The sequence below is a fragment of the Roseovarius gaetbuli genome (assembly GCF_900172365.1).
GTDB classification, from domain to species: Bacteria; Pseudomonadota; Alphaproteobacteria; order Rhodobacterales; family Rhodobacteraceae; genus Roseovarius; species Roseovarius gaetbuli.
Genome location: NZ_FWFJ01000005.1, coordinates 87580 through 109214, shown reverse-complemented (window position 1 = coordinate 109214; position 21635 = coordinate 87580). Strand labels below are relative to the sequence as shown.

The 21635-nt window shown below is 62.5% G+C and carries 18 protein-coding genes; 9 read left to right on the top strand and 9 right to left on the bottom strand.

Annotated features, from left to right (window positions below; all coding sequences use genetic code 11):
* Positions 1 to 10 precede the first annotated feature (10 nt).
* The 5 genes from xsc to ROG8370_RS04375 all read left to right on the top strand — a co-directional run bounded on the left by xsc (position 11) and on the right by ROG8370_RS04375 (position 7543).
* Positions 11 to 1786, top strand: coding sequence for a sulfoacetaldehyde acetyltransferase (xsc, locus tag ROG8370_RS04395; protein WP_085825861.1), 1776 nt, complete (start codon positions 11 to 13; stop codon positions 1784 to 1786).
* A gap of 23 nt (positions 1787 to 1809) precedes the next feature.
* Positions 1810 to 2823 carry a phosphate acetyltransferase gene (gene pta, locus ROG8370_RS04390; RefSeq protein WP_085825860.1) on the top strand — a complete coding sequence of 338 codons (1014 nt, stop codon included), beginning with the start codon at positions 1810 to 1812 and terminating at the stop codon, positions 2821 to 2823.
* Positions 2824 to 2951: 128 nt separating this feature from the next.
* Complete coding sequence (locus ROG8370_RS04385) at positions 2952 to 5777, top strand: molybdopterin oxidoreductase family protein (protein ID WP_085825859.1); 2826 nt, start codon at positions 2952 to 2954, stop codon at positions 5775 to 5777.
* A 109-nt stretch (positions 5778 to 5886) separates the two neighbouring features.
* Positions 5887 to 6669, top strand: coding sequence for a 4Fe-4S dicluster domain-containing protein (locus ROG8370_RS04380; RefSeq protein WP_085825858.1), 783 nt, complete (start codon positions 5887 to 5889; stop codon positions 6667 to 6669).
* 1 nt (position 6670) lies between these two features.
* Complete coding sequence (locus ROG8370_RS04375) at positions 6671 to 7543, top strand: dimethyl sulfoxide reductase anchor subunit family protein (RefSeq protein ID WP_085825857.1); 873 nt, start codon at positions 6671 to 6673, stop codon at positions 7541 to 7543.
* A gap of 46 nt (positions 7544 to 7589) precedes the next feature.
* Here the strand turns inward: ROG8370_RS04375 and ROG8370_RS04370 are convergent, their stop codons facing one another.
* Positions 7590 to 8171, bottom strand: a complete 582-nt coding sequence (locus ROG8370_RS04370; RefSeq protein WP_085825856.1) for a DUF1523 family protein — start codon at positions 8169 to 8171, stop codon at positions 7590 to 7592.
* 10 nt (positions 8172 to 8181) lie between these two features.
* A complete protein-coding gene (locus ROG8370_RS04365) occupies positions 8182 to 8448 on the bottom strand; it encodes a hypothetical protein (protein ID WP_085825855.1) in 267 nt (88 codons plus the stop codon).
* 117 nt (positions 8449 to 8565) lie between these two features.
* Here ROG8370_RS04365 and ROG8370_RS04360 point away from each other — a divergent pair, with 117 nt between their 5' ends.
* The 3 genes from ROG8370_RS04360 to ROG8370_RS04350 all read left to right on the top strand — a co-directional run bounded on the left by ROG8370_RS04360 (position 8566) and on the right by ROG8370_RS04350 (position 12170).
* Complete coding sequence (locus tag ROG8370_RS04360) at positions 8566 to 9378, top strand: cyclase family protein (RefSeq protein ID WP_085825854.1); 813 nt, start codon at positions 8566 to 8568, stop codon at positions 9376 to 9378.
* A gap of 93 nt (positions 9379 to 9471) precedes the next feature.
* The gene (locus tag ROG8370_RS04355) at positions 9472 to 10287 is read left to right on the top strand and encodes a CE1 family esterase (RefSeq protein ID WP_085825853.1); all 816 of its coding nucleotides are present in this window, start codon (positions 9472 to 9474) and stop codon (positions 10285 to 10287) included.
* 98 nt (positions 10288 to 10385) lie between these two features.
* Positions 10386 to 12170, top strand: coding sequence for an ABC transporter ATP-binding protein (locus tag ROG8370_RS04350; RefSeq protein WP_085825852.1), 1785 nt, complete (start codon positions 10386 to 10388; stop codon positions 12168 to 12170).
* On the opposite strand, the gene ROG8370_RS04345 is transcribed toward ROG8370_RS04350, so the two are convergent.
* From ROG8370_RS04345 to hutG, 7 genes are all read right to left on the bottom strand, one after another.
* Positions 12167 to 12748, bottom strand: a complete 582-nt coding sequence (locus ROG8370_RS04345) for an amino acid synthesis family protein (RefSeq protein ID WP_085825851.1) — start codon at positions 12746 to 12748, stop codon at positions 12167 to 12169. The genes ROG8370_RS04350 and ROG8370_RS04345 overlap by 4 nt on opposite strands.
* Positions 12741 to 13586 carry a UPF0280 family protein gene (locus ROG8370_RS04340; RefSeq protein ID WP_085825850.1) on the bottom strand — a complete coding sequence of 282 codons (846 nt, stop codon included), beginning with the start codon at positions 13584 to 13586 and terminating at the stop codon, positions 12741 to 12743. Before ROG8370_RS04340 ends, ROG8370_RS04345 begins: the two co-directional genes overlap by 8 nt.
* The gene (locus tag ROG8370_RS04335; protein WP_085825849.1) at positions 13583 to 15037 is read right to left on the bottom strand and encodes a 6-hydroxynicotinate reductase; all 1455 of its coding nucleotides are present in this window, start codon (positions 15035 to 15037) and stop codon (positions 13583 to 13585) included. Before ROG8370_RS04335 ends, ROG8370_RS04340 begins: the two co-directional genes overlap by 4 nt.
* Complete coding sequence (locus tag ROG8370_RS04330; protein ID WP_085825848.1) at positions 15034 to 17727, bottom strand: molybdopterin-dependent oxidoreductase; 2694 nt, start codon at positions 17725 to 17727, stop codon at positions 15034 to 15036. Before ROG8370_RS04330 ends, ROG8370_RS04335 begins: the two co-directional genes overlap by 4 nt.
* Positions 17724 to 18581, bottom strand: a complete 858-nt coding sequence (locus ROG8370_RS04325; RefSeq protein ID WP_085825847.1) for an FAD binding domain-containing protein — start codon at positions 18579 to 18581, stop codon at positions 17724 to 17726. Before ROG8370_RS04325 ends, ROG8370_RS04330 begins: the two co-directional genes overlap by 4 nt.
* A gap of 93 nt (positions 18582 to 18674) precedes the next feature.
* Positions 18675 to 19151 carry a DUF1810 domain-containing protein gene (locus ROG8370_RS04320; protein ID WP_085825846.1) on the bottom strand — a complete coding sequence of 159 codons (477 nt, stop codon included), beginning with the start codon at positions 19149 to 19151 and terminating at the stop codon, positions 18675 to 18677.
* Between the two features lie 123 nt (positions 19152 to 19274).
* A complete protein-coding gene (gene hutG / locus ROG8370_RS04315) occupies positions 19275 to 20069 on the bottom strand; it encodes an N-formylglutamate deformylase (RefSeq protein ID WP_085825845.1) in 795 nt (264 codons plus the stop codon).
* Positions 20070 to 20210: 141 nt separating this feature from the next.
* On the opposite strand from hutG, the gene ROG8370_RS04310 reads away from it, so the two are divergent.
* Positions 20211 to 21575 (top strand): formimidoylglutamate deiminase, encoded by a 1365-nt coding sequence (locus tag ROG8370_RS04310; protein WP_085825844.1) that lies wholly within the window; start codon positions 20211 to 20213, stop codon positions 21573 to 21575.
* Positions 21576 to 21635 lie beyond the last annotated feature (60 nt).

The window sequence follows — 21635 nt, the reverse complement described above, 5'->3', positions numbered from 1 at the left end:
GATGTAGCCCATGAAAATGACCACCGAAGAAGCCTTTGTAAAAACCTTGCAAATGCACGGCATTCAGCATGCCTTTGGCATCATCGGTTCGGCCATGATGCCGATCTCTGATATTTTCCCGAAAGCGGGAATCACATTCTGGGATTGCGCCCATGAGGGCAGCGCCGGGATGATGTCAGACGGCTACACCCGCGTCACCGGCAAGATGTCGATGATGATCGCCCAGAACGGCCCCGGCATCACCAACTTCGTGACCGCCGTGAAGACCGCCTATTGGAACCACACCCCGCTGTTGCTGGTGACGCCGCAGGCCGCCAACAAGACCATCGGTCAGGGTGGCTTTCAGGAAATGGAACAGATGAACCTGTTCGCCGATTGCGTTGCCTATCAGGAAGAGGTGCGCGACCCGACCCGCATCGCCGAGACCCTGAACCGCGTGATCATGCAGGCCAAGCGCGCCAGCGGCCCGGCCCAGATCAACATCCCGCGCGATTTCTGGACGCAGGTTATTGATATCGAGCTTCCGGCGATTGTCGAATTCGAACGCCCCTCGGGTGGCGATCAGGCGATTGCAAAGGCCGCAGAACTTATGAGCACCGCCAAGTTCCCGGTTATCCTGAACGGGGCCGGCGTGGTTTTGGCCGGTGGCATTGACGCCTCGCGCGAATTGGCCGAGCGCCTCGATGCGCCGGTTTGCGTCGGCTATCAGCACAACGACGCCTTCCCCGGCGCGCACCCGCTTTTTGCCGGGCCTCTGGGCTATAACGGTTCCAAGGCCGGGATGGAGCTTATCTCAAAGGCTGACGTGGTTCTCTGCCTCGGCACCCGCCTGAACCCGTTCTCGACCCTGCCGGGCTATGGCATTGATTACTGGCCCAAAGACGCGAAGATCATTCAGGTCGACATCAACGCCGACCGCATCGGCCTGACCAAGAAGGTCACTGTCGGCATCGTTGGCGACGCCAAGAAAGTGGCAACCTCGATCCTTGAGCAGCTGGCCGATAACGCCGGTGACGCAGGGCGCGCCGACCGCAAGGCGCTGATTGCCAAGACCAAATCCACATGGGCACAGCAGCTTTCGTCGATGGACCACGAGGATGACGATCCCGGCACCAGCTGGAACGAGCGCGCCCGCGCCGACAAGCCCGACTGGATGAGCCCGCGCATGGCGTGGCGCGCCATTCAGGCCGCTTTGCCGCGCGAAGCGATCATCAGCTCCGACATCGGCAACAACTGTGCCATCGGCAACGCCTACCCGAGCTTTGACGAGGGCCGCAAATACCTTGCGCCGGGTCTGTTTGGTCCCTGTGGCTATGGCCTTCCCGCCATCGTCGGCGCCAAGATCGGCCAGCCCGACGTGCCGGTTGTCGGCTTTGCCGGCGACGGCGCCTTTGGCATCGCGGTGAACGAGCTTACGGCGATTGGCCGGGGCGAATGGCCCGCCGTCACGCAGGTGGTGTTCCGCAACTATCAGTGGGGCGCGGAAAAGCGCAACTCGACCCTGTGGTTTGACGACAACTTCGTCGGCACCGAGCTTGACACACAGGTGTCTTATGCCGGTATCGCCAAGGCCTGTGGCCTTAAGGGCGTGATCGCACGCACCATGGACGAGCTGACCGAGGCGCTTAATCAGGCGATCAAGGATCAGATGGAAAACGGCATCACCACCCTGATCGAGGCGATGATCAATCAGGAACTGGGCGAACCCTTCCGCCGTGACGCGATGAAAAACCCGGTTGCGGTTGCCGGGATCGATCCCGCCGACATGCGCCCTCAGCAAGTCTGATAGGGGGGGCCGGGCCGGAGCCGATGACAAAGACACCTCTTGATCTGTTGCTGTCCGAGGCACCAGCCGCCCGCCCCACCGTTTCGCTAAGCGAAGGCAGTGATCCCCGCGTTGTCGCGGGGGCGCTTGCCGCCCGTGACGCCGGGATCGCCGATCTGATCCTTGTCGGTGACGGCGATGCCATTACCGCCGCGTTACAGGCCCAAGGTGCGACCGCGGGTAACGGAATCGCCATTCATGATCCCGTCACCTCGCCGCTCACGGCCGATCTGGCCGCGGCCTTTCACGCGCTGCGCCGCCACAAGGGTGTCGATGCCGATGCCGCCCGCAAGGCCGTTGAAACCCCGCTTGTCTATGCCGCGATGCTGGTCCGCGAAGGCCATGCCACCGGCACCGTTGGTGGCGCCGTTGCCACCACCTCGGATGTGGTGCGCACCGCGCTTCAGGTGATCGGCAAGGCGCCCGACAGCGCCATGGTCTCAAGCTTTTTCCTGATGTATCCACCGCAAGGCGTTGGCGGCGACGCCCGTGCGATGCTCTATTCCGATTGTGGATTGGTGATTGATCCCTCGTCTGACGAGCTGGCCGCGATTGCCGCCGCCTCGGCCGCGTCCTGTCGCGCGCTTTTGCGCCAAGAGCCCAAGATCGCCCTGCTGTCATTCTCGTCAAAGGGAAGCGCCCGGCACGAAAAGGTCACCAAGGTCACCAAGGCGCTGGAGCGGCTGACCACCGATCACCCCGATCTTGAGGCCGACGGCGAGTTGCAGTTCGACGCCGCCTTTGTCCCCGACATCGGCGCAGGAAAAGCGCCCGGCTCACGCGTCGCGGGTCAGGCCAATGTCATGATCTTCCCAAATCTGGATGCGGGCAACATCGCCTATAAGATTACCCAGCGTCTTGGCGGCTATACCGCCATCGGCCCGATCCTTCAGGGCCTTGCCAAACCCGCCAACGATCTGTCGCGCGGCTGTGTTGCCGGTGACGTGACCCAAATGATTGCCGTTACTGTGCTTCAATCCATGGCCAAACGTGACTGACGGAATGATGTAACGTGAATTTCGGGTTTTCCGGGACATATGTTCAGGAAAACCAAACAAACAAGAAAACGGTCGCGACGGCGCAGAAACTGCCCTAGCGTGAAAGCCGCAAGAACAGGGATTTCGTGATGACCCATCACCAGCCGAAAATTGATACCTCACCGAAAGTGTCGGACGAGATACGCAAGACCACCTGTTATATGTGTGCCTGTCGCTGTGGGATCAATGTGCACCTCAAGGGCGGCAAGGTCTCTTATATCGAGGGCAACCGCGACCACCCGGTCAACAAGGGCGTGCTTTGTGCCAAGGGCTCTGCCGGCATAATGCAGGTCAACGCCCCCTCACGCCTGCGCGCGCCCTTAAAACGGGTGGGGCCGCGCGGCTCTGGCGAATACGAGGAAATAAGCTGGGATGAGGCGCTTGAAATGGCGACCGACTGGCTTGCGCCGATCCGCGAAAAGCATCCCGAAAAGCTTGCCTTCTTCACCGGCCGCGATCAAAGCCAGAGCTTTACAAGCCTCTGGGCGCAAAGCTTTGGCACGCCAAACTATGCCGCGCATGGCGGTTTTTGCTCGGTCAACATGGCCGCTGCCGGCATCTACACCATGGGCGGCGCGTTCTGGGAATTTGGCCAGCCGGATTGGGACCACACCAAGCTTTTCATGATTTTCGGTGTCGCCGAGGATCACGACAGCAACCCGATCAAGATGGGCATCGGCAAGATCAAGGCGCGCGGCGCCAAGGTTATCGGCGTCAACCCGATCCGCTCCGGCTATAACGCGGTAGCCGATGATTGGGTCGGGATCACGCCGGGCACCGATGGTCTTTTCATCCTGTCGCTGGTGCACGTGCTGATCAAATCCGGCAAGATCGACCTTGATTACCTGTCGCGCTTCACCAACGCGCCGGTTCTTCTGAACGGCGATGAAACCTCACCCGAATTCGGCCTGTTCCTGCGCGATGATGATGGCAAGCCGCTGGTGATCGACCGCAATACCGGCAAGCTGGCGGCGTTTGACACGCCCGGCATCCGCCCTGACCTCTCTGCCACGCACCGCGCGGCGGGCGTGACCCATCGCCCGGTGATGCACCACATGGCCGAGCGCTACCTTGATCCGCAATACGCCCCCGAGGCGGTCGCCGAACGTTGTGGCATCACGCCCGAGAAAATCCACCGCATCGCCGCCGAGATCGCCCGCGTCGCCTTTGACGAGGCCATCACGCTTGACCATGAATGGACCGATTTCCGCGGCGAAAAGCACGCGACCATGACCGGCCGCCCAGTCAGCTTTCACGCCATGCGCGGAATCTCGGCCCACTCGAACGGGTTTCAGACCTGTCGTGCGCTGCATGTGCTGCAAATCCTTCTGGGCACGGTCGAGGTGCCCGGCGGTTTCCGCTTCAAGCCGCCCTATCCCAAACCGGTCAGCGCCCACCCCAAACCGCATTGCAAGGTCACGCCCGGCGCGCCGCTTGACGGGCCGCATCTTGGCTATGCGCAAGGTCCGGACGATCTCTGCCTTGCAGAGGACGGAAGTGCGGCGCGCATCGACAAAGCCTATACTTGGGAAAACCCGATGTCGGCGCATGGGTTGATGCATATGGTGATTTCCAACGCCCACGCCGGTGATCCCTACAAGATCGACACGCTGTTCATGTATATGGCCAATATGTCGTGGAACTCGTCGATGAACACCGGCGGCGTGATCAAGATGCTGACCGACAAGGATGAGAACGGCGATTACGTGATCCCGCGCATCATCTATTCGGATGCGTATAGTTCGGAAATGGTCGCCTATGCCGACCTGATCCTGCCCGACACCACCTATCTTGAACGTCACGATTGCATCTCGCTGCTCGATCGCCCGATCTGCGAGGCCGACGCCGCCGCCGACGCGATCCGCTGGCCGGTGATCGAACCCGACCGCGACGTGCGCGGGTTCCAGTCGGTGCTTTGCGATCTTGGTGCGCGGCTTGGCCTGCCGGCGTTCACAAATGCCGACGGCGGCCAGAAATACGCCGATTATGCCGATTACATCACCAGCCACGAACGCCGCCCGGGCATCGGCCCGCTCGCTGGTTTCCGCGGCGCTGCGGGGGATGAGGCCGGTCGCGGCGCGCCCAACCCCGATCAGCTTGATCGCTATATCGAAAACGGCGGCTTTTTCGTCAATCACATCCCCGAGGGCGCGAATTACTACAAGCCCTGGAACACCGCCTATCAGGATTGGGCCGTCGGCATGGGCATCTATGACGCGCCCCAGCCCTATATTTTCGACCTCTACGTCGAACCCCTTCGCAAATTCCAACTCGCCGCCGAAGGCCATGGCGAACGTCAGCCGCCCGATCACCTGCGCGAGCGGATCAAGGCAACGCTGGACCCGCTGCCGATCTGGTACCCGCCGTTCGAGGACGACCATGTCGACACGGCCGAATTCCCGGTCCACGCCCTGACCCAGCGCCCGATGGCGATGTACCACTCCTGGGGAAGCCAGAACGCCTGGCTGCGCCAAATCCACGGCCACAATCCGCTCTACCTGCCGACCAAACTCTGGGAAAAGAACGGCTTTGCCGATGGCGATTGGGCGCGCGTCACCTCGGCGCATGGCGAGATCACCGTGCCCGTGGCGCATATGGCGGCGCTCAATGAAAATACCATCTGGACATGGAACGCGATCGGCAAACGCAAAGGCGCCTGGGCCCTCTCCGAGGACGCGCCAGAGGCGACCAAAGGCTTCCTGCTCAACCACCTGATCCATGAACTCCTGCCGCCCAAGGGCGATGGCTTGCGCTGGTCCAACTCCGACCCGGTCACCGGTCAGGCCGCCTGGTTCGACCTGCGCGTGAAGGTCGAAAAGACCGATGCCCCGACTGAGAGCCAACCGGCGATGAAACCGCTTAAATCCCCGGTCCCCCAAGGCCCCGATCACCTCGAATGGAAGGTTGGCAAATGACCGGTTCAGCTTTTCTTCTTGCCCTAAATATCCCGGGGGAGTCGCGCTCCGCGCGACGGGGGCAGCGCCCCCAATCCCCGCTCACACCGCGCAATCCCGAGGTGGTCCAATGACAACCCTACCCGAAAAAACCACTCGCAAGCTGGGGCTCGTGATCGACCTTGATACCTGCGTCGGCTGTCATGCCTGCGTGGTGTCGTGCAAAGGCTGGAACACCGAGAATTACGGCGCGGCCCTGAGCGATCAAAACCCCTACGGCGCTGATCCTTCGGGCACCTTCCTCAACCGCGTGCACAGCTACGAGGTTCAGCCGCTGGCAACCTCAACCATGCCGCATCCGGCGGCGCAGCTGGTGCATTTCCCCAAATCCTGCCTGCATTGCGAGGACGCGCCCTGCGTCACCGTCTGCCCCACCGGGGCAAGCTACAAGCGGGTCGAGGATGGCATCGTTCTGGTGAACGAGACCGACTGTATCGGCTGTGGCCTTTGTGCCTGGGCCTGCCCTTACGGCGCGCGCGAACTTGATGCCGCCGAGGGCGTGATGAAGAAATGCACGCTCTGCGTGGACCGCATCTATAACGAAAACCTTCCCGAGGTGGATCGTGAACCCGCCTGCGTGCGCACCTGCCCGGCCGGGGCGCGCCATTTCGGTGATTTTGCCGACCCCGAAAGCAATGTCAGCAAACTGACGGCCGAGCGTGGCGGCATGGATCTGATGCCCGAACAGGGCACCAAGCCCGTTAACCAATACCTGCCACCCCGCCCCAAGGATCAGCTCGACCAACCCAAACCGGTCGGCGAAATCGACATTCTTGCCCCCTTCCTGGCCCCGGTCATGGACGAACCCAAGGGCTTCCTTGGCTGGCTCGACAAAGCTCTGGAGAAGATCTGAGATGCATCCCGCCCCTTCCGTCATCGTCTTTACAACTCTCTCCGGGCTTGGCTTTGGCCTCTTGGTCTGGCTCGGGCTTGGCATGCCTGCGGTCACCGGCTGGGTCGCTTTTGCCTTTTTTGTCATCGCCTACGGCCTGGCTGTCGGCGGACTTTTGGCCTCGACCTTTCACCTTGGGCACCCCGAACGCGCCATGAAGGCGTTTAGCCAATGGCGCTCAAGCTGGTTAAGCCGCGAAGGCGTCTGCGCGGTCGCCGCTCTTCTGGTGATGGGCCTCTATGCCGCCGCCCTGGTGTTTCTCGACACCCGGATTGCGATCCTCGGCTGGCTTGGTGCGCTGTTGTCGCTCGGCACCGTGTTCACAACCTCGATGATCTATGCCCAGCTTTCAACCATTCCACGCTGGAAGACCCCCCTGACGCCCGCTTTGCTGGTGTCGATCTCTTTGGCAGGCGGCGCTCTTCTTGCCGGTCAGGTCACTGCCGCGCTGATCCTCTTGCCGGTGGCAGGCGTGATCCAGGTGCTCTGGTGGGTGCGCGGTGACGGGGCCTTTGCCGCCAGCGGCACCAATATGGCAAGCGCGACCGGGCTTGGCACCATCGGCAGCGTGCGCGCGTTCGAGGCGCCGCATACCGGGACCAATTACCTGCTGCGCGAAATGGTGCATCATGTCGGGCGCAAACACGCGCAAAAGCTGCGCGCCATCGCGCTTGGGCTTGGGTTTGTCCTGCCGGTGCTGATGCTGCTTGTGCCGTTAACACATGCCATGGCGCTTTTCGCGGTCCTCAGCCACGTCGCAGGCATCGCCGCCTCACGCTGGTTGTTCTTTGCCGAGGCCGAGCATGTGGTCGGCCTCTATTACGGCAAGCGCTAGGCAGCCCGAACGCGAGGCCGCCTGTCAGGGCGGATGAGCGGGGCCATCACGCCCAGCCATCCGTCCATTCATCGACCTTGGGTTCGATCCGCTGCTTGCGAAACCGCCGCCAACGCACCCGGATCGCCCAGAAGAGCGCCGCCAGAAGCGTCAAAAGCACGATCTTGACCCAAGGAATGATCCTGACATCGGGGCCATCCACCGCCCAGATCGTGACTGCGTTTGGATAGATCGACAGGAATTCGTTGCGCCAGCCATAATGGCGCACCACCACCCATTGCGGCTTGGCATCGTTCTTCTTGGAAATAAGGTCAGAGGCTTCGGCCTGAAGGTTCGACGTGTCAAACTTGAAATAGGGCGGCCAGCCCCAACCGGTATCCTCATTGCGATAGATCATCGGCTTGTCATCGGTGCGAAAGGCCTGAATGAAAAAGACGTCACGCACATTCACATCGGTGGCCTCGCCGGTATCGGCATTGGACCAGAACAGCGCGTTGCTGCCCGGGCTGACCCGCTTTTCATAGGTGTCGGTGATCCGGGCCACATCGTGTTGCGGCAAGGTATAGTGCAGAAACGCAATCACCAGCAGCCAGAACAGCCCTCGGATCGTCCATTTCACATAGCCCATTGCGGCCCCCTTACATAAAATTCATCAGATAGATGATCAGCACGATCACCGTGACCGGCACGATATAAACCAGCCAGATCAAACGTCGTCTGAGCGAGTGCTCATATTGCGCCAGTCCTGTCTCTATATAGGCATCCTTGTCGCCGGGCCTACCCGTGTCTTGCCATTCCTTGAGAAGTTTGCGCCGCCGCGCCGAGCGCGAGTAGATGGAAATGCCGAAATAGATCACCGTCAGGATGATAAAGCCGAAAATGACCAATCGCAGCAATGCCAGCATCTGCCTGTTTCCTAAATCCCAAACCGCGACTCGCGACCAAAGTCGCAGCAATCCCAGGCGGTCTTAGCGCAGAATCGTGCTAGGATGCACCCCACAACACCCCAAAAGGAGATTTCCATGTGTGACGCATGCATCATGAACGCGGTCAAAGACAGGATGCTGTCGCGCCGCGCCTTTTTCACCGCCACTGCCGCCGCTGGCGCCGCCACCGCGCTTGGCCCCCTCTCTGCTCCTGCGGCCATGGCCGCCGGTCACGGCAGCGTCGAGGATCTGACCCATACCTATGACGCAGATTTCCCGACCTATTTCGGCACGCCCGGCATTTCGAGCGAGCAGAACTTCAATTTCGCCGAACACGGGCTAAACCTGATGACGCTGACGGTGAACGAGCATACCGGCACCCATGTCGATGCGCCGCTGCATTTCTCTGCCGACGGCGCTTCGGTCGATGAAATCCCGCTCAGCACTCTGGTGGCGCCACTCTGTGTGATCGACATCACCGCCAAGGCCGCCGAGAACCCCGACGCACAGCTTACGCCTGATGACCTCAAGGCGTGGATCGCCGCAAATGGCGAGATTCCCGATCATGCCTGCGTTGCACTCTATTCCGGCTGGGGCGCCAAGACCGCCACCGATGCCTTTCGCGGCTTTGATGGCGAGAAACAGCATTTTCCCGGCTTTCATGTCGAGGCGGCGCAGATGCTGCTTGAAACCGGGGCTGGCTCGATTGCCAGCGATACGCTTTCGCTTGATCACGGGATTTCGGCCGATTTTGCCACCCATTACGCATGGCTGCCCACGGGGCGCTTCGGGATCGAATGCATCGCCAATCTCGACAGGCTGCCCGCCTCGGGGGCAACGATTGTCGTCGGCGCGCCCAAACATCGCGGCGGCACCGGCGGGCCTGCGCGAATCTTCGCGATGGTCTGACACTCAGCCGCACAGCCTGACAGGCTTGTGACGTGACATTTCATCGAAGCACCTTAGGGTAAGGGCATGATTTTCGCCCTTACCGGAGGCCCTATGCGCTATCTGCTCGTCCTGTTTGCCCTTCTCTTTCCCGGTCTGGCCCCGGCAGCAGAACCCGAGGCCGAAACAGCGCGCTGTCACGCGGAAATCCCCTGCCCGCTTGGGGATCGCTCCTATCACGTGAAAGAGCCGGATGATTGGGATGGCACATCCCCGCTTCCGGTGCTGCTGCATTTTCACGGCTGGATGCGACAGGGCACGCTGATCGTCAAACATGGCCGCATTTCCGGCGCGACCCGGCGGCGCGGGGTCTTGCTTTTGGCGCCCAACGGGGCTGGAAAGACTTGGGATTTCTGGACCTCGGACACCGATGACGTCGATTTCGCCGCCGCCGTGATCGAAGACGCCGCCAAGCGCTATCCCATCGACCGAAGCCGGATTTACGTGTCGGGCTATTCCTATGGCTCGGCCATGGCCTGGCGCTATGCCTGTGAAAACGGCAACGGCGTGGCGGCGCTTCTGGCGATCTCGGGCACCCTGCGCCAATCAGAGACCTGCCCCGCCGCCCCCAGGGAAATCCGCCATGTGCATGGCACCTCGGATAATGTGATGGATTTTCCCTTTGGGCCGGGGGGCGACACGACCTATCCGGTCAAACTCTGGCGTGACAGGCTTGGGTGTGACGGCCCGCCGCGCGACCTTGGCCCATGGGATATCACCCGGCATGACACGTTCAAACGCACCCAATGGCGCGATTGCGCCGACGGGCAGGTGACGCTTGATGTGCACAAACGCGGCCACTTCATCCCGCGCGGCTGGATCGCGCGACAGCTGGACGAGCTGTTGGATCTGCCGGTCGCCTATCCGTAGCCTGCCCTTGTGCCGGATTTTTGCAGCAATGGGATGACCTTGCACGCAGAACCCTCTATGAGCAGGCTTGATATCCCTGATCTGACGGTTTCACCCGCATGACCAAAAAGCCCGCCAAAGTCAAAGTGCCGCTCTATTCTGCCGCTGACCGCGACAACCTGCGCTGGTTCTGGAACAAATACCTGAAACAGCGGTCGCCCTGGCTTTTGCTGGTGTTGTTCATGATCCTTGTTCAGGGCGTGGTCTATCAGCAATTCCTGTCGATCACCGAAAACGGCCTCCGGGTTATTTTCGAGAATGGCACGGTGCGCGAGCTGGCGATGGTCTGTCTTGCGGTGTTCTTTCTTTTCGCTGTGCGCGGCGCCATGGGCTATCTCGTGCCGCGCATCACTGTCTGGGTCAGCAACAGCGCCGTCTTTGAAATGCGCCGCGATCTGATCAAGCATATGATGGATCTGGATCTTGCCTATTTCGAACGCACCAAATCCGGCGAGATCATTCAGCGGCTTGTGACGCAAACCCAACAGCTTGGGCATTTCGTCGGCCTCTCGACCGCCAACGCCGTGCGCGATGCGGTCACCGTGGTGATTGTGTCGACCTATCTGATCTACAAGAACCCGGTGCTGTTCACCGCCGCCATTCTGGTGCTGCCGTTCATCATCTGGGTGATGAATTTCGTCTCGGCCCGCGTCAAACAGGTTCAGGGCGAGGCCGAACATGCGCTTGGCGATTACATGAGCGGGATCGAGGAAACCGTGAGCGGGATGCGCACGGTCAAGATCTCAAACCAGGAACAGGTCGAGGCCGCGCGGCTTGAAAAAGGCACAAGCCGGATTCGCGATCTGGCAACACGGGTTCAGCTTACGCAGGCCCTCGTCATGCCCTCGATCGACCTTAGCTCGGCCTTTGTCTATGTGCTGGTGATCGGCGGCGGCGGGTATATGGTGCTGAGCCCCGATTTCGACATGGATGGCGCGGGCATCATCACCTTTCTGCTTGGCATGGTGCTTGTGTTTGATCCCGCGCGCCTGTTGGCGCAATACCTTGGTATCCTTCAGTCGCATGTGGTTTTGCTTGATCGGGTACGCAGCCTGTTTCACGAAAAACCAAGCATCACCGACAGGCCGGGGGCAGTTGCCACGTTTGATACCGGCGGCGATATCGCCCTCGATCAGGTGCGGTTTTCCTATAGGCCGGAACAGCCGCTGTTTGACGGGCTGTCGATGACCTTCAAGGGCGGACAGGTCTCGGCCATTGTCGGCGCGACCGGGTCGGGTAAAACCACGATCCTGTCGCTGTTGTCACGTCTTTACGATGTGCAGGGTGGCCAGGTCACCATCGGCGGCACGGCCATCGACAAGGTCAAGCTTCGCGCGCTGCGCGGGGCATTCTCGGTGGTGGCGCAGGATATCGTGATCTTCAACAATTCGATCTGGGAAAACATCCGCTACGTGAACCCAGAGGCGACGAATGCCGACATCTGGCAGGCCGCTGAAAACGCCGAGATCGCCGATCTGATCCGTGCACGCGGTGATGCCCCGGTCGGCCCCAAGGGCGCGCAATTGTCGGGCGGTCAAAAACAACGCATCGCCATCGCCCGCGCCTTTCTGGTCGATGCGCCGATCCTTTTGCTGGACGAGGCCACAAGCGCGCTTGATCAGGGCACCGAGGCGCGGATCAAATCCGCCCTGACCCGTCTGACCCAAGGGCGCACGACGATTGTCGTGGCGCATCGCCTGTCGTCCATTGCCGACGCCGATAGCATCTATGTGCTAGAGGCCGGCGCGCTTGTCGAACAGGGCAAGCATGACGATCTGTTGAAGAAGAACGGCTATTACGCCCAGCTTTACCTCGCCCAAAAGCAAAGCTACGCCGCGAGTTAACGCAGGCCGTCTTCGCCGATTACCTCGGCCAGGCTCAGCCCGCCCATACGGTCGTGTATGCGCCTGCCCCGCGCCATCGCGAGGATGAACAAAAGCTCGTCGGCTCGCGGACCATCGGCAAGGCCCACTTCCATCGCGTCAAAATGGCTGCGCACATAGGCGGCGTTGATATGGCCAAGCGGCACGTCGATGCGCGTGCCCGGCCCGCCCTGTTTCATCGCAGAGGGCACGATCGCCTTGGCCTCGCCAAGGCGCGCGCGCATCGCATAGCCGCCCGGAACATGCCAAAGCGCAGTATGTTCCAACTCGCCGCGCTCGCCCGCCATCGCGGCCTTGCCATAGCCATCAATCCCGGCCATCCCGCCCATCGCCTCGATCAAGCGGTCGGTCATCATCAGGCCAAGCGGCTTGAGATCCTCCATCGCCGATTGAAGGTCGTCCGTGTACCCGCCCGCAAAGGGGTTCTTCACCAGCGCGGCAATCGCGCCTCGTCGGCGCGGCTGCTCGGGAGCGGGGCCGCCATCATGATGGATGTCCTCGATGAAAATCGCGGTCTTGCGCAGGGTAAATTCAGGCATGCAGGGCCTCCGTTCTATTCAAGGTTTTCACGGGCAGGTCGCCGACAATCCGGCATTGCCCCTTGAGCATGAGGACTGCGCCGACGATCAATCCCGCCACAAGGCAGGTTTCGGCGTAGGCAACCCCGGCGTCAAGGGCGTGCTCGACCTCCGAGCACGTCAAGCGACCCACCGCCCGCGTCACGGGCCGCGCGCCAAGATCGCTCTCGGGCGAAACCTCAATCGCGGGCAGGCGCGTGATCTCGGGGTGCCCCGGAAGGTCGACCGCATTGGCGATCATCGTGGCAGCAGCATCGGCGGCCGCGGCAGAGGCGGCAAGCACCGTCACACTCTCGGCAATGCCGCGCGACAGGCTTCGCCCGCCACGCCCAGAGGTGGCAATCCCGCGCACCGCCGTGTCATGCCCAATCGCCAATCGCGCCACCGGATCGGCGGCGACAACGCCCTGCATCACTTCGCCCGACGTGAGATAAAACGCGATATCGCCGCCATTGTTGACATAGGCCTTGGCGATGCCGGGCCCGTCACAGAGCGGGGCCAATATCTCTTCGGCCCCCGCGCCGGCAACGGCGGCCATGGGCGTAATGAAACGCGGCGCAAATGGCGCCACCGCGCGCACCATGCGGCGCGCAATGCGGCCCTGCGGCATCGGTCCTGTGGCAGAGCGCAGGCGTGGCAGATCGTCCACGATCTCCTGCAAGAGCCCTTTGAACCGCTCCGCCGCGCGGACAAATCCGGCTTCTTGTCCCGAACCACTTGCACCAACGATCATATCAATCGGCCCGTGATGCAGGTGAAGCCGCCCGCCCGAAATTCGCGTGATCTGTGGCCCTGTCATTCGCCCTGCTCCGGCACGCGAGCAACTCCACGGAATTCAGCGCCATATTCGCCACCGGTTTCAAGGATATCGGCAATCGAGCGCACCGCCCCGTCATGCCCGCCCAGCCCGCGGAATTCGGCGCGCGGCAGGGTAAATTCAAGCGGCGCCACAAGCGCCGGGGTCGGCACGTAGCCAAAGCTGCCCTCGGGCATCGCCAGCACATCCACCATCAGGGTGATCCCCCCGCCAGGCCAGACATAGGCCGTCGCCCCGCCACAGGTCACGCGGGTCTTGCGCGCCTGAACCGAGCGGGTCAGACGCACCGGATTGCCCGTCACGCCAGAGCGCAGCGAACCGCCGGCGCCGGCCTGAAACATCACCGTACAAAGCGCCGGTTCGCAATTTTCAGCAATAAGATCGACCGACGCGCGCAGCGCCTCGGGCAGCGGCGCGGGCCTTGGCACAAGATCATCGTCAAGCACGTAATAGCCGTGATGCTCGCCCGTGGTCGAGACCATCAACAAGGTAAGTCCCGCGCGTGCGCCCTTCTTTTCCCACCACGGGTTGAGGATGGTAAGCGGGTCTTCGATATCGGTCCCGCCCCAGCCGCGCCCCGGCCCGGCCACCTGAAAATACCGCCCCGGGGTCGAGCGTCGCCCCTTGATGCGAATGCCGGTATCGGGCCAGCCCAAAACCTTGCCGGCCTGATGCTCGCTCACGACGCCGGTGATGTGATCGTCGACAACGACCACCTCATCGACAAGCCCCTGCCATTGGCTCGCGAACATCCCGATGGTGGCCGAGCCACAGCCGACACGCATGCGGTCTTCACGCTGGCCATCGACAATTGGCGGCTGACCGGCCTCTACGATCACGCTGGCGCCGCCGTCGATGTCCAATTCCACCGCCTCGCGATTGCAGAGCCGCAAAAGGGCGTCACAGGTCACGCGGCCCTCTACTTTGCTACCCCCGGTCAGGTGTTCGACCCCACCAAGCGAGAGCATCTGGCTGCCGTATTCGGCGGTGGTGACATGGCCAATCGCCTCGCCGCCCACGCGCACGGTTGCGGCCTCGGGGCCAAGGTGGCGGTCGGTGTCGATCTTCACCTTGACGCCGCAATAAGAATAGATTGCCTCGGTCACCACGGTGACAAAATCGGCGCCCTCGACCTCGCGGCTGACGATAAAGGGCGCAGGCTTGTAATCAGGATAGGTGGTGCCTGCGCCGACACCGCTCAGGAACAGGTCATCACCGCCCAAGTCACCATCCCAATCGGCATTGAGGAATGGGCGCACTTCGCCGCCGACCTCAACCCTACGGTCAAGTATGGTGATGGGATCACAGCGGATGATCTTGCCGCCCTCATTGGCATAGCGATCACAGGCGCCGACCTTGCCAGGGGCGATATAGCACATGACCGGGCAGGCATCGCAGCGGATCTTTTCATCGCGCGCACGCCGCTCGCTCATCCCCGAGCCTTTCGGATGGCTGCCAATACCCGATGCGGAAGCGCCGGAAGGTCGGTGATCCGCGCGCCGGTGGCATGGCGGATCGCATTCAGGATCGCGGGGGCGGTCGGGATCAACACATGCTCGCCCAGCCCCTTGGCGCCCATCGGCCCCTCGGGGTCAGGCACCTCGACAAAGATCGTGTCGATCCGGGGCATATCGCCGGTGGTCGGGATCAGGTAATCATGCAGGTTCTCGGTGCGCCCCGGAATGTATTCCTCCATCAAGGCAAGCCCCAGGCCCTGCGCCACGCCGCCTTCGACCTGGCCTTCGGCCAAAAGCGGGTTGATCACCCGGCCAAGATCATGCGCTGCGGTGATCCGTGTCACCTTGACGGTGCCAAGCACACTATCGACAGCGACCTCGGCGATCTGCGCGCCGTAACCGTAAACCGCATAGGGCGCGCCTTGGCCGTCGGCATCCAGCGGCGTCGTTGGCGGGTCATAGGTTTCCTCGGCCATGAGGGCATAGCCATGCGCGCCCGGCGTGAGCGCCGCAAGATCAATCCGCCGCTCGCCCGCGCCATCGCTGACCACAAGCGTTTGCCCGGTGAGGGACAGCCGCGCATCGGCGCCCATGTTGCTCAGGCTCAGGATTTGCGCGCGCAACGCCTGACCCGCCAGCCAGGCCGCCTTGCCAGTCACATAGGTCTGGCGCGAGGCGGAGGTCTTGCCACAATCCGGCGTGAGGGCAGTATCCGGCCCGACAAGATCAAACGCCGCCAGCGGCAGGCCCAGAGCATCGGCGCAAATCTGGGGGATCACGGTATTGGCGCCCTGCCCGATATCGGTCGCGCCCTGATGCAGAGAGACCCGGCCCGCCGCCGTCAGGCCAAGGCGGATGGTCGAGGGGTTCGCCAGCCCGGTATTGCCACAACCATACCAACAGGACGCGATCCCGACGCCATGGCGCATCACGCCGCCTTTGGCGTTGCTCTCTTCGGCACGGCGGAGCGCGGCTTGCCACGGCTCTTGCAGGGCCTCAAGACAGGCGGTGATGCCGACGCCCTGTAACACCTGACCACAGACCGTGGCCTGTCCGTCCTGCAAGGCGTTGAGGCGGCGAAAGGCAAGCCGGTCGATGCCGGTTTTCTCGGCCAGATCATCATAAAGCACCTCTTGCAGGATCGTCGCCTGCGGCACGCCAAAGCCCCGAAACGCGCCGGAAATGGGGCTAAAGGAATGGCGCGCACTGGCCGAGGCAAGATAGGCGGGCACGAGGAAGGGGCCAGAGGCATGCACCGGCACGCGCCCGGCAACCGTCGGGCCCCAGCTTGCATAGGCGCCGGTGTTGAACTCGCCGTCAAATTCCATCGCGGTAACGCGCCCTTGCGCATCCGCACCAATGCGCGCGCGCATTTTCGAGGGGTGTCGCTTGGTCGAGGTCGCCATCGAGTCTGCACGGCTCAACACCATCCGCGCCGGGCACCCGGTCTTGAGTGTCACCAAACCGATAAGCGGCTGCACCGTGAGATCAAGTTTTGCCCCAAACCCGCCGCCCGCCGCCGCCGGGATGATTCGCACGCCCTCGGGCGACAGACCAAGCACGCGAGCGGTATCGTCGCGATCCATGATCGGCGCCTGGGTACAGGCCTGAATGACAAGCTGATCGCCCTCTAGCCAGGCAACGCCGGCCTCGGGCTCGATATAGGCGTGTTCGATATAGGGCGTGCTCACCTCGCCCTCGGCCAGATGCGTGGCGGCGGCAAACCCGGCCGCCAGATCGCCGCGCGCGACACGGCCCTTGACCAAAAGATTGTCGGCGCGGCTCGCATGAACAAGGCTCTCGGAAGACGCATGCCAAGTGACCGGAAACTCCGCCAGATCAAGCGCGTCGATCACCGAAGCCACGCCCGCGACAAGCGCCACCGCCTCGCCGCGCATCCGCACGTGGGTGTCCGCCAGAACCGGCTGATCGGCGAAGGCGGGCAACACGCCAAAGCGGTTCTCCCCCGGCACATCATCGGCGGTAAAGACCTGCACCTCGCCCGCCTGCGCCGCGCACCAGGCTTTGATATCACCAAGGCTAAAGGTCATCGGCGCATCCGGCGCACGCACCGCACGCACCAGCAAGGCACCATCCGGCACATGATCGGCGCCGTAGATTTCCGTGCCGCAAACCTTTGGCCCGCCATCAAGCCGCTCAACCCGCGCGCCGACCGCGTGACCGGCGGCGGGCGCGGGCGGTGGCCCGCCGGGGGTTGCGACGTCAAGAATGGCCTCTATGATCTTGGAATAACCGGTGCAGCGGCAGAGCACGCCACCAAGCGCTTCTTCGACCTCGGCGCGCGTCGGGGTCTCCACACGGCTCAACAATGCCTTGGCCGCGATCAGCATGCCCGGCGTGCAAATCCCGCATTGCGCCGCGCCATGGCGCAAAAACGCCTGTTGCAGCGTGGCCATATCAAGCCCCTCGATGGTGGTCACCGCGCGCCCCGCCGCCTGTGCCACGGGCGTGAGGCAAGCGCAGACCGGCGCACCGTCAATCAGCACGGTGCAGGCCCCGCAATCGCCCGCGTCACAGCCTACCTTGGTGCCGCGCAGCCCCAGATCCTCGCGCAACACCTCGGACAGGCGCCGACCGGGGGCAACCGGCAAGGCCACAGAGGTGCCGTTGACCGTCAGGGTCAGACTGTCGAAAATCCGGTTCATGCCGCCGCCTCTGCGTCGCGCGTCACCAGATCATCCACCGCCCGGCGGATAAGCTCGACAGCGGCCTCGGCGCGATAGGTCGCATCGGCGCGAATATCGTCAATCGGGGCAAGATCCGGGGTGATAAGCGCCGCCTCGACCCGCTCGATCAACCCCGCATCGGCGCGCGCGCCGATCAGTGCGGCCTCTTGGCGGGGCAAACGCCGCGCCACCGCGCTACAGGCACCAACCGCCAATGCGGCGGCGCGGATATGGCCGTTCTCGATCTCAAGGCGCGCCGCGACCATGGCGATGGAAATCACCAGATAGGCCCGCGCCCCGAGCTTGAGAAACCGCGACTCTCCGCCGGTTTGCGATCTCGGGATAAGGATCGCCGTGACCATTTCGCCAGGGCAAAGCGCGGTCTGGCGCACCCCGGTGATGAACTCGGCAAGCGGCACCCGGCGTGTGCCGCCAAGCGCGGCAATCTCGACCTCGGCCTCTAGCGCCAAAAGGCAAGGCACCCCATCGGCGGCCGGCGAGGCGTTGCAGATATTGCCCGCCAGCGTGCCCGATGTCTGAATCTGCACCGAGCCAACCTCGCGCGCGGCTTGTTTGAGCATGTCAAAACCGGGGGCTAGATCGGCGCGCAGGATATCGGCCCAGGTGGTCGTCGCCCCAATCCGGAACTCATCGCCCTCGACCGTGACCCCGCGCAGCCCCGCAATCGCGGTGATGTCCAACACCGAGCCGCGCAGCGCCCTCGCGCCGGTTGCCGGGAAAAGATCGGTGCAGCCCGCCGCGATGCTCAGCCCCGGATGTGCCAAAAGACCAAGCGCCTCTTGCAGAGAGGTGGGGCGGTGATAGGGGCTCATGCGCTCTCCGACATCAAGGGGCCATCGGTGGCCACGCCTGAATGGTGCGGCAGCGTCGGCGCCCCTGTCAACATGACAGTTGCCGGTTTCACCCTAGGCGGTCTCGGACGGGTCTTCCATCACGGCCGGCTCTTTGAGATAGCCAAGCGTTTGCGGGCACCGCTGATTGAGGAAATACTTGGCCAGCACGCGCGCGAAAACATCATCGCCGCCAGCCGCTTCAAACAGCGTCGCACAGGATTGCAGCTTGAGCGCGTCGATGCCGCCCAAAACCCGCTCTGCGGTGACCCCCTCAAGCCCCATCATCGCCTCGTTGATCTCGACAAGGCGCGGGCCAAGCACCGGATGGGCAAGATAGGCCTTGGCTTCATCGAGATCCTTGATGCTGTAATGAATGGCAAACCTTGATCGGCCCAAACCGCGGATTTGCGGCAAGACAAACCACGTCCAGTGGCTTCGCTTTCTGCCGTTGAGGATTTCGTTCAGCGGCTGCGGCCAGATCTGGTTCTGGGCATCGACAAACCGTTCGACATTTATTGGGCTCTCGGTGTCTTTGGCATCAATTGTCATTTCAATATTCCTGGCAGGTTCAAACCGCGGTTACGCCCAAAAATCGGGCGCAATGAAGACTAGCCCATGCCACCCTACCTGCGCAATTATGCAACGCCTTCACCGGGCATAAAGGCGGAACGCTCAAGCCAGGTCACCCTGCAGGGCAAGCTGCTCAATCGCGCAGAGAATGGATTTGAGATGCGGCCGCAACCGATCTGCGCGCTCATGAAGATAGGGCCAGGGCGGGGCTTCCTCCATGTAGGTCGATTGCGCCAGCTCCATCTGGATCGCATGCAATCCCTCGCCCGGCCGCCCGTAATGCCGCGTTGTCCAACCGCCCTTGAAGCGGCCATTGGTGATCGCGCTATATCCTTTTGCCGCCTCACAAATCGCCGCAACCGCCTCGGCAATCTTGGGCGCGCAGGTTGTGCCATCATTGGTGCCGATGTTGAAATCCGGTAACGTGCTCTCAAACAGAAACGGAATGCGCGACCGGATCGAGTGGCAATCATAAAGCACCGCTACACCGTGGATCGCCTTTACCCGCGCCATCTCGGTGTTCAGGGCGGCGTGATAGGGCGCATGAAACATCTCGCGGCGGTGCTCAACCTCGCCCCCCGAAGGCGGCACATGCCAGATGTCGCGCCCATCGAAATCCGTCATCGGCACAAGCCCGGTGGTGTTCTGCCCCGGATAAAGGCTCTCGCCGGACGAATCGCGGTTGGCGTCAATCACATAGCGATGAAAGGTGGCGCGCACGGTGGTGACCCCCGGCAAAAGCCCGGCGTAGAGTTTGTGAATATTCCAATCGGTATCGGCAAGCCCGCGACCACGCTCATTCAGCTTTGCCCTGATATCCGCCGGAACATACGCACCCGTATGCGGCAACCCCAGAACAACCGGGCTTCCTCCCTGAACCACCTCAACCGGCGTCATGACCACCCCCTGCTTTCACCATTCCAAAAATACTCATAGCACAAACCTCCGCCGCGATACCCCGCCAGGGCGTTCTTGATTTGAGAACTCTAAGGTGCCACTTTGCAAGCCCATATTCCCCTTTCAAGGCAAGATCATGCGATGACACATATCTGGGCCTCTCAGGCGCTCTTGCCCCACGGCTGGGCGCGCGATGTTCGCATCGAAATCGACGGCGCGGGCAAAATCGCCAGCGTCACGCCAAACAGCCAGCCCAGAGGTCATCGCACCGGCCTTCTGCTGCCAGCGCCCGCCAATGCCCATAGCCACGCCTTTCAGCGCGCAATGGCAGGGCTAACCGAGGCGCGCGGCCCAAATCCCCGCGATACCTTCTGGACATGGCGCCAGCTGATGTATCGCTTTCTCGACCTTCTGACCCCCGATCAGGTCGAAGCCATTGCGGCCCTTGTCCAGATGGAGATGCTGGAAGCGGGCTATGCCACGAATGTCGAGTTTCACTATCTTCACCACCAACCCGGCGGCGCGCCCTATGACAATCTTTCCGAAATGGCAGAGCGCGTGATCGCCGCTGCGGGTCAAACCGGCATCGGGCTGACCCTCTTGCCGGTCCAGTATCAATTCGGCGGGGTCGACAAACGTGGGCTGGGCGCCGGGCAAATCCGGTTCGGCAATGATCCCGAGCGGTTTGCACGGCTCGTGGCGGCAAGCCGTCAGGCCCTCGCCGTTCTTCCGACCGACGCCCGGCTTGGCGTTGCGCCACACTCTCTGCGCGCGGTGGCACCCGCGGATATTGCCGACGCCGCAGACCTCGCACAGGGCGGGCCCGTTCACATGCACCTGGCCGAACAACTGGCCGAGGTTGACGAGATTCAGGCCACCTACGGTGCGCGTCCGGTGGAATGGCTTTTGGATCACGCCGACATCACCGAGCAATGGTGCCTTATCCATTGCACCCAGATGCAACCCGATGAAACGTTCGCTCTCGCGCAAACCGGCGCGGTCGCGGGGCTCTGCCCGATCACCGAGTCAAGCCTTGGGGACGGCACGTTCGATGGGGTACGATGGTTGCAAAGCGGTGGGCAGATCGCCATCGGATCGGATTCCAATATCCGCATCGCCCTGTCGGAAGAGCTGCGCACGCTGGAATATTCGCAGCGCCTGCGCGACAAATCCCGCGCGGCACTTGCCACGACAGAGGCCCCAACCGGACGGCGGCTGTTTGACGCCGTTGTCGCAGGCGGGGCACAGGCCGCTGGTCGCGCCTCGGGCCGGATCGCCCCCGGACAGCTGGCCGATCTCATGGCGCTGGATGACCGCCATATCGACCTGATGGATCAGACCGGCGACAAATGTCTTGATTGCTGGATCTTTGCAGGGGATGACCAGATGGTGCGCGATGTCTGGTCGGCGGGGCGACACGTGGTGCAACAGGGCCGCCACATCGCGCGCGACGCGATCACAGCGGCCTATGTGAAGGCGATGAAACCCCTGCGCGGCACGTTGTAGGTCCGCCGCGCATCACCGACTAACCGAGCCCCCAGAGTGAAGCGCTGTGCAGTGAGTATT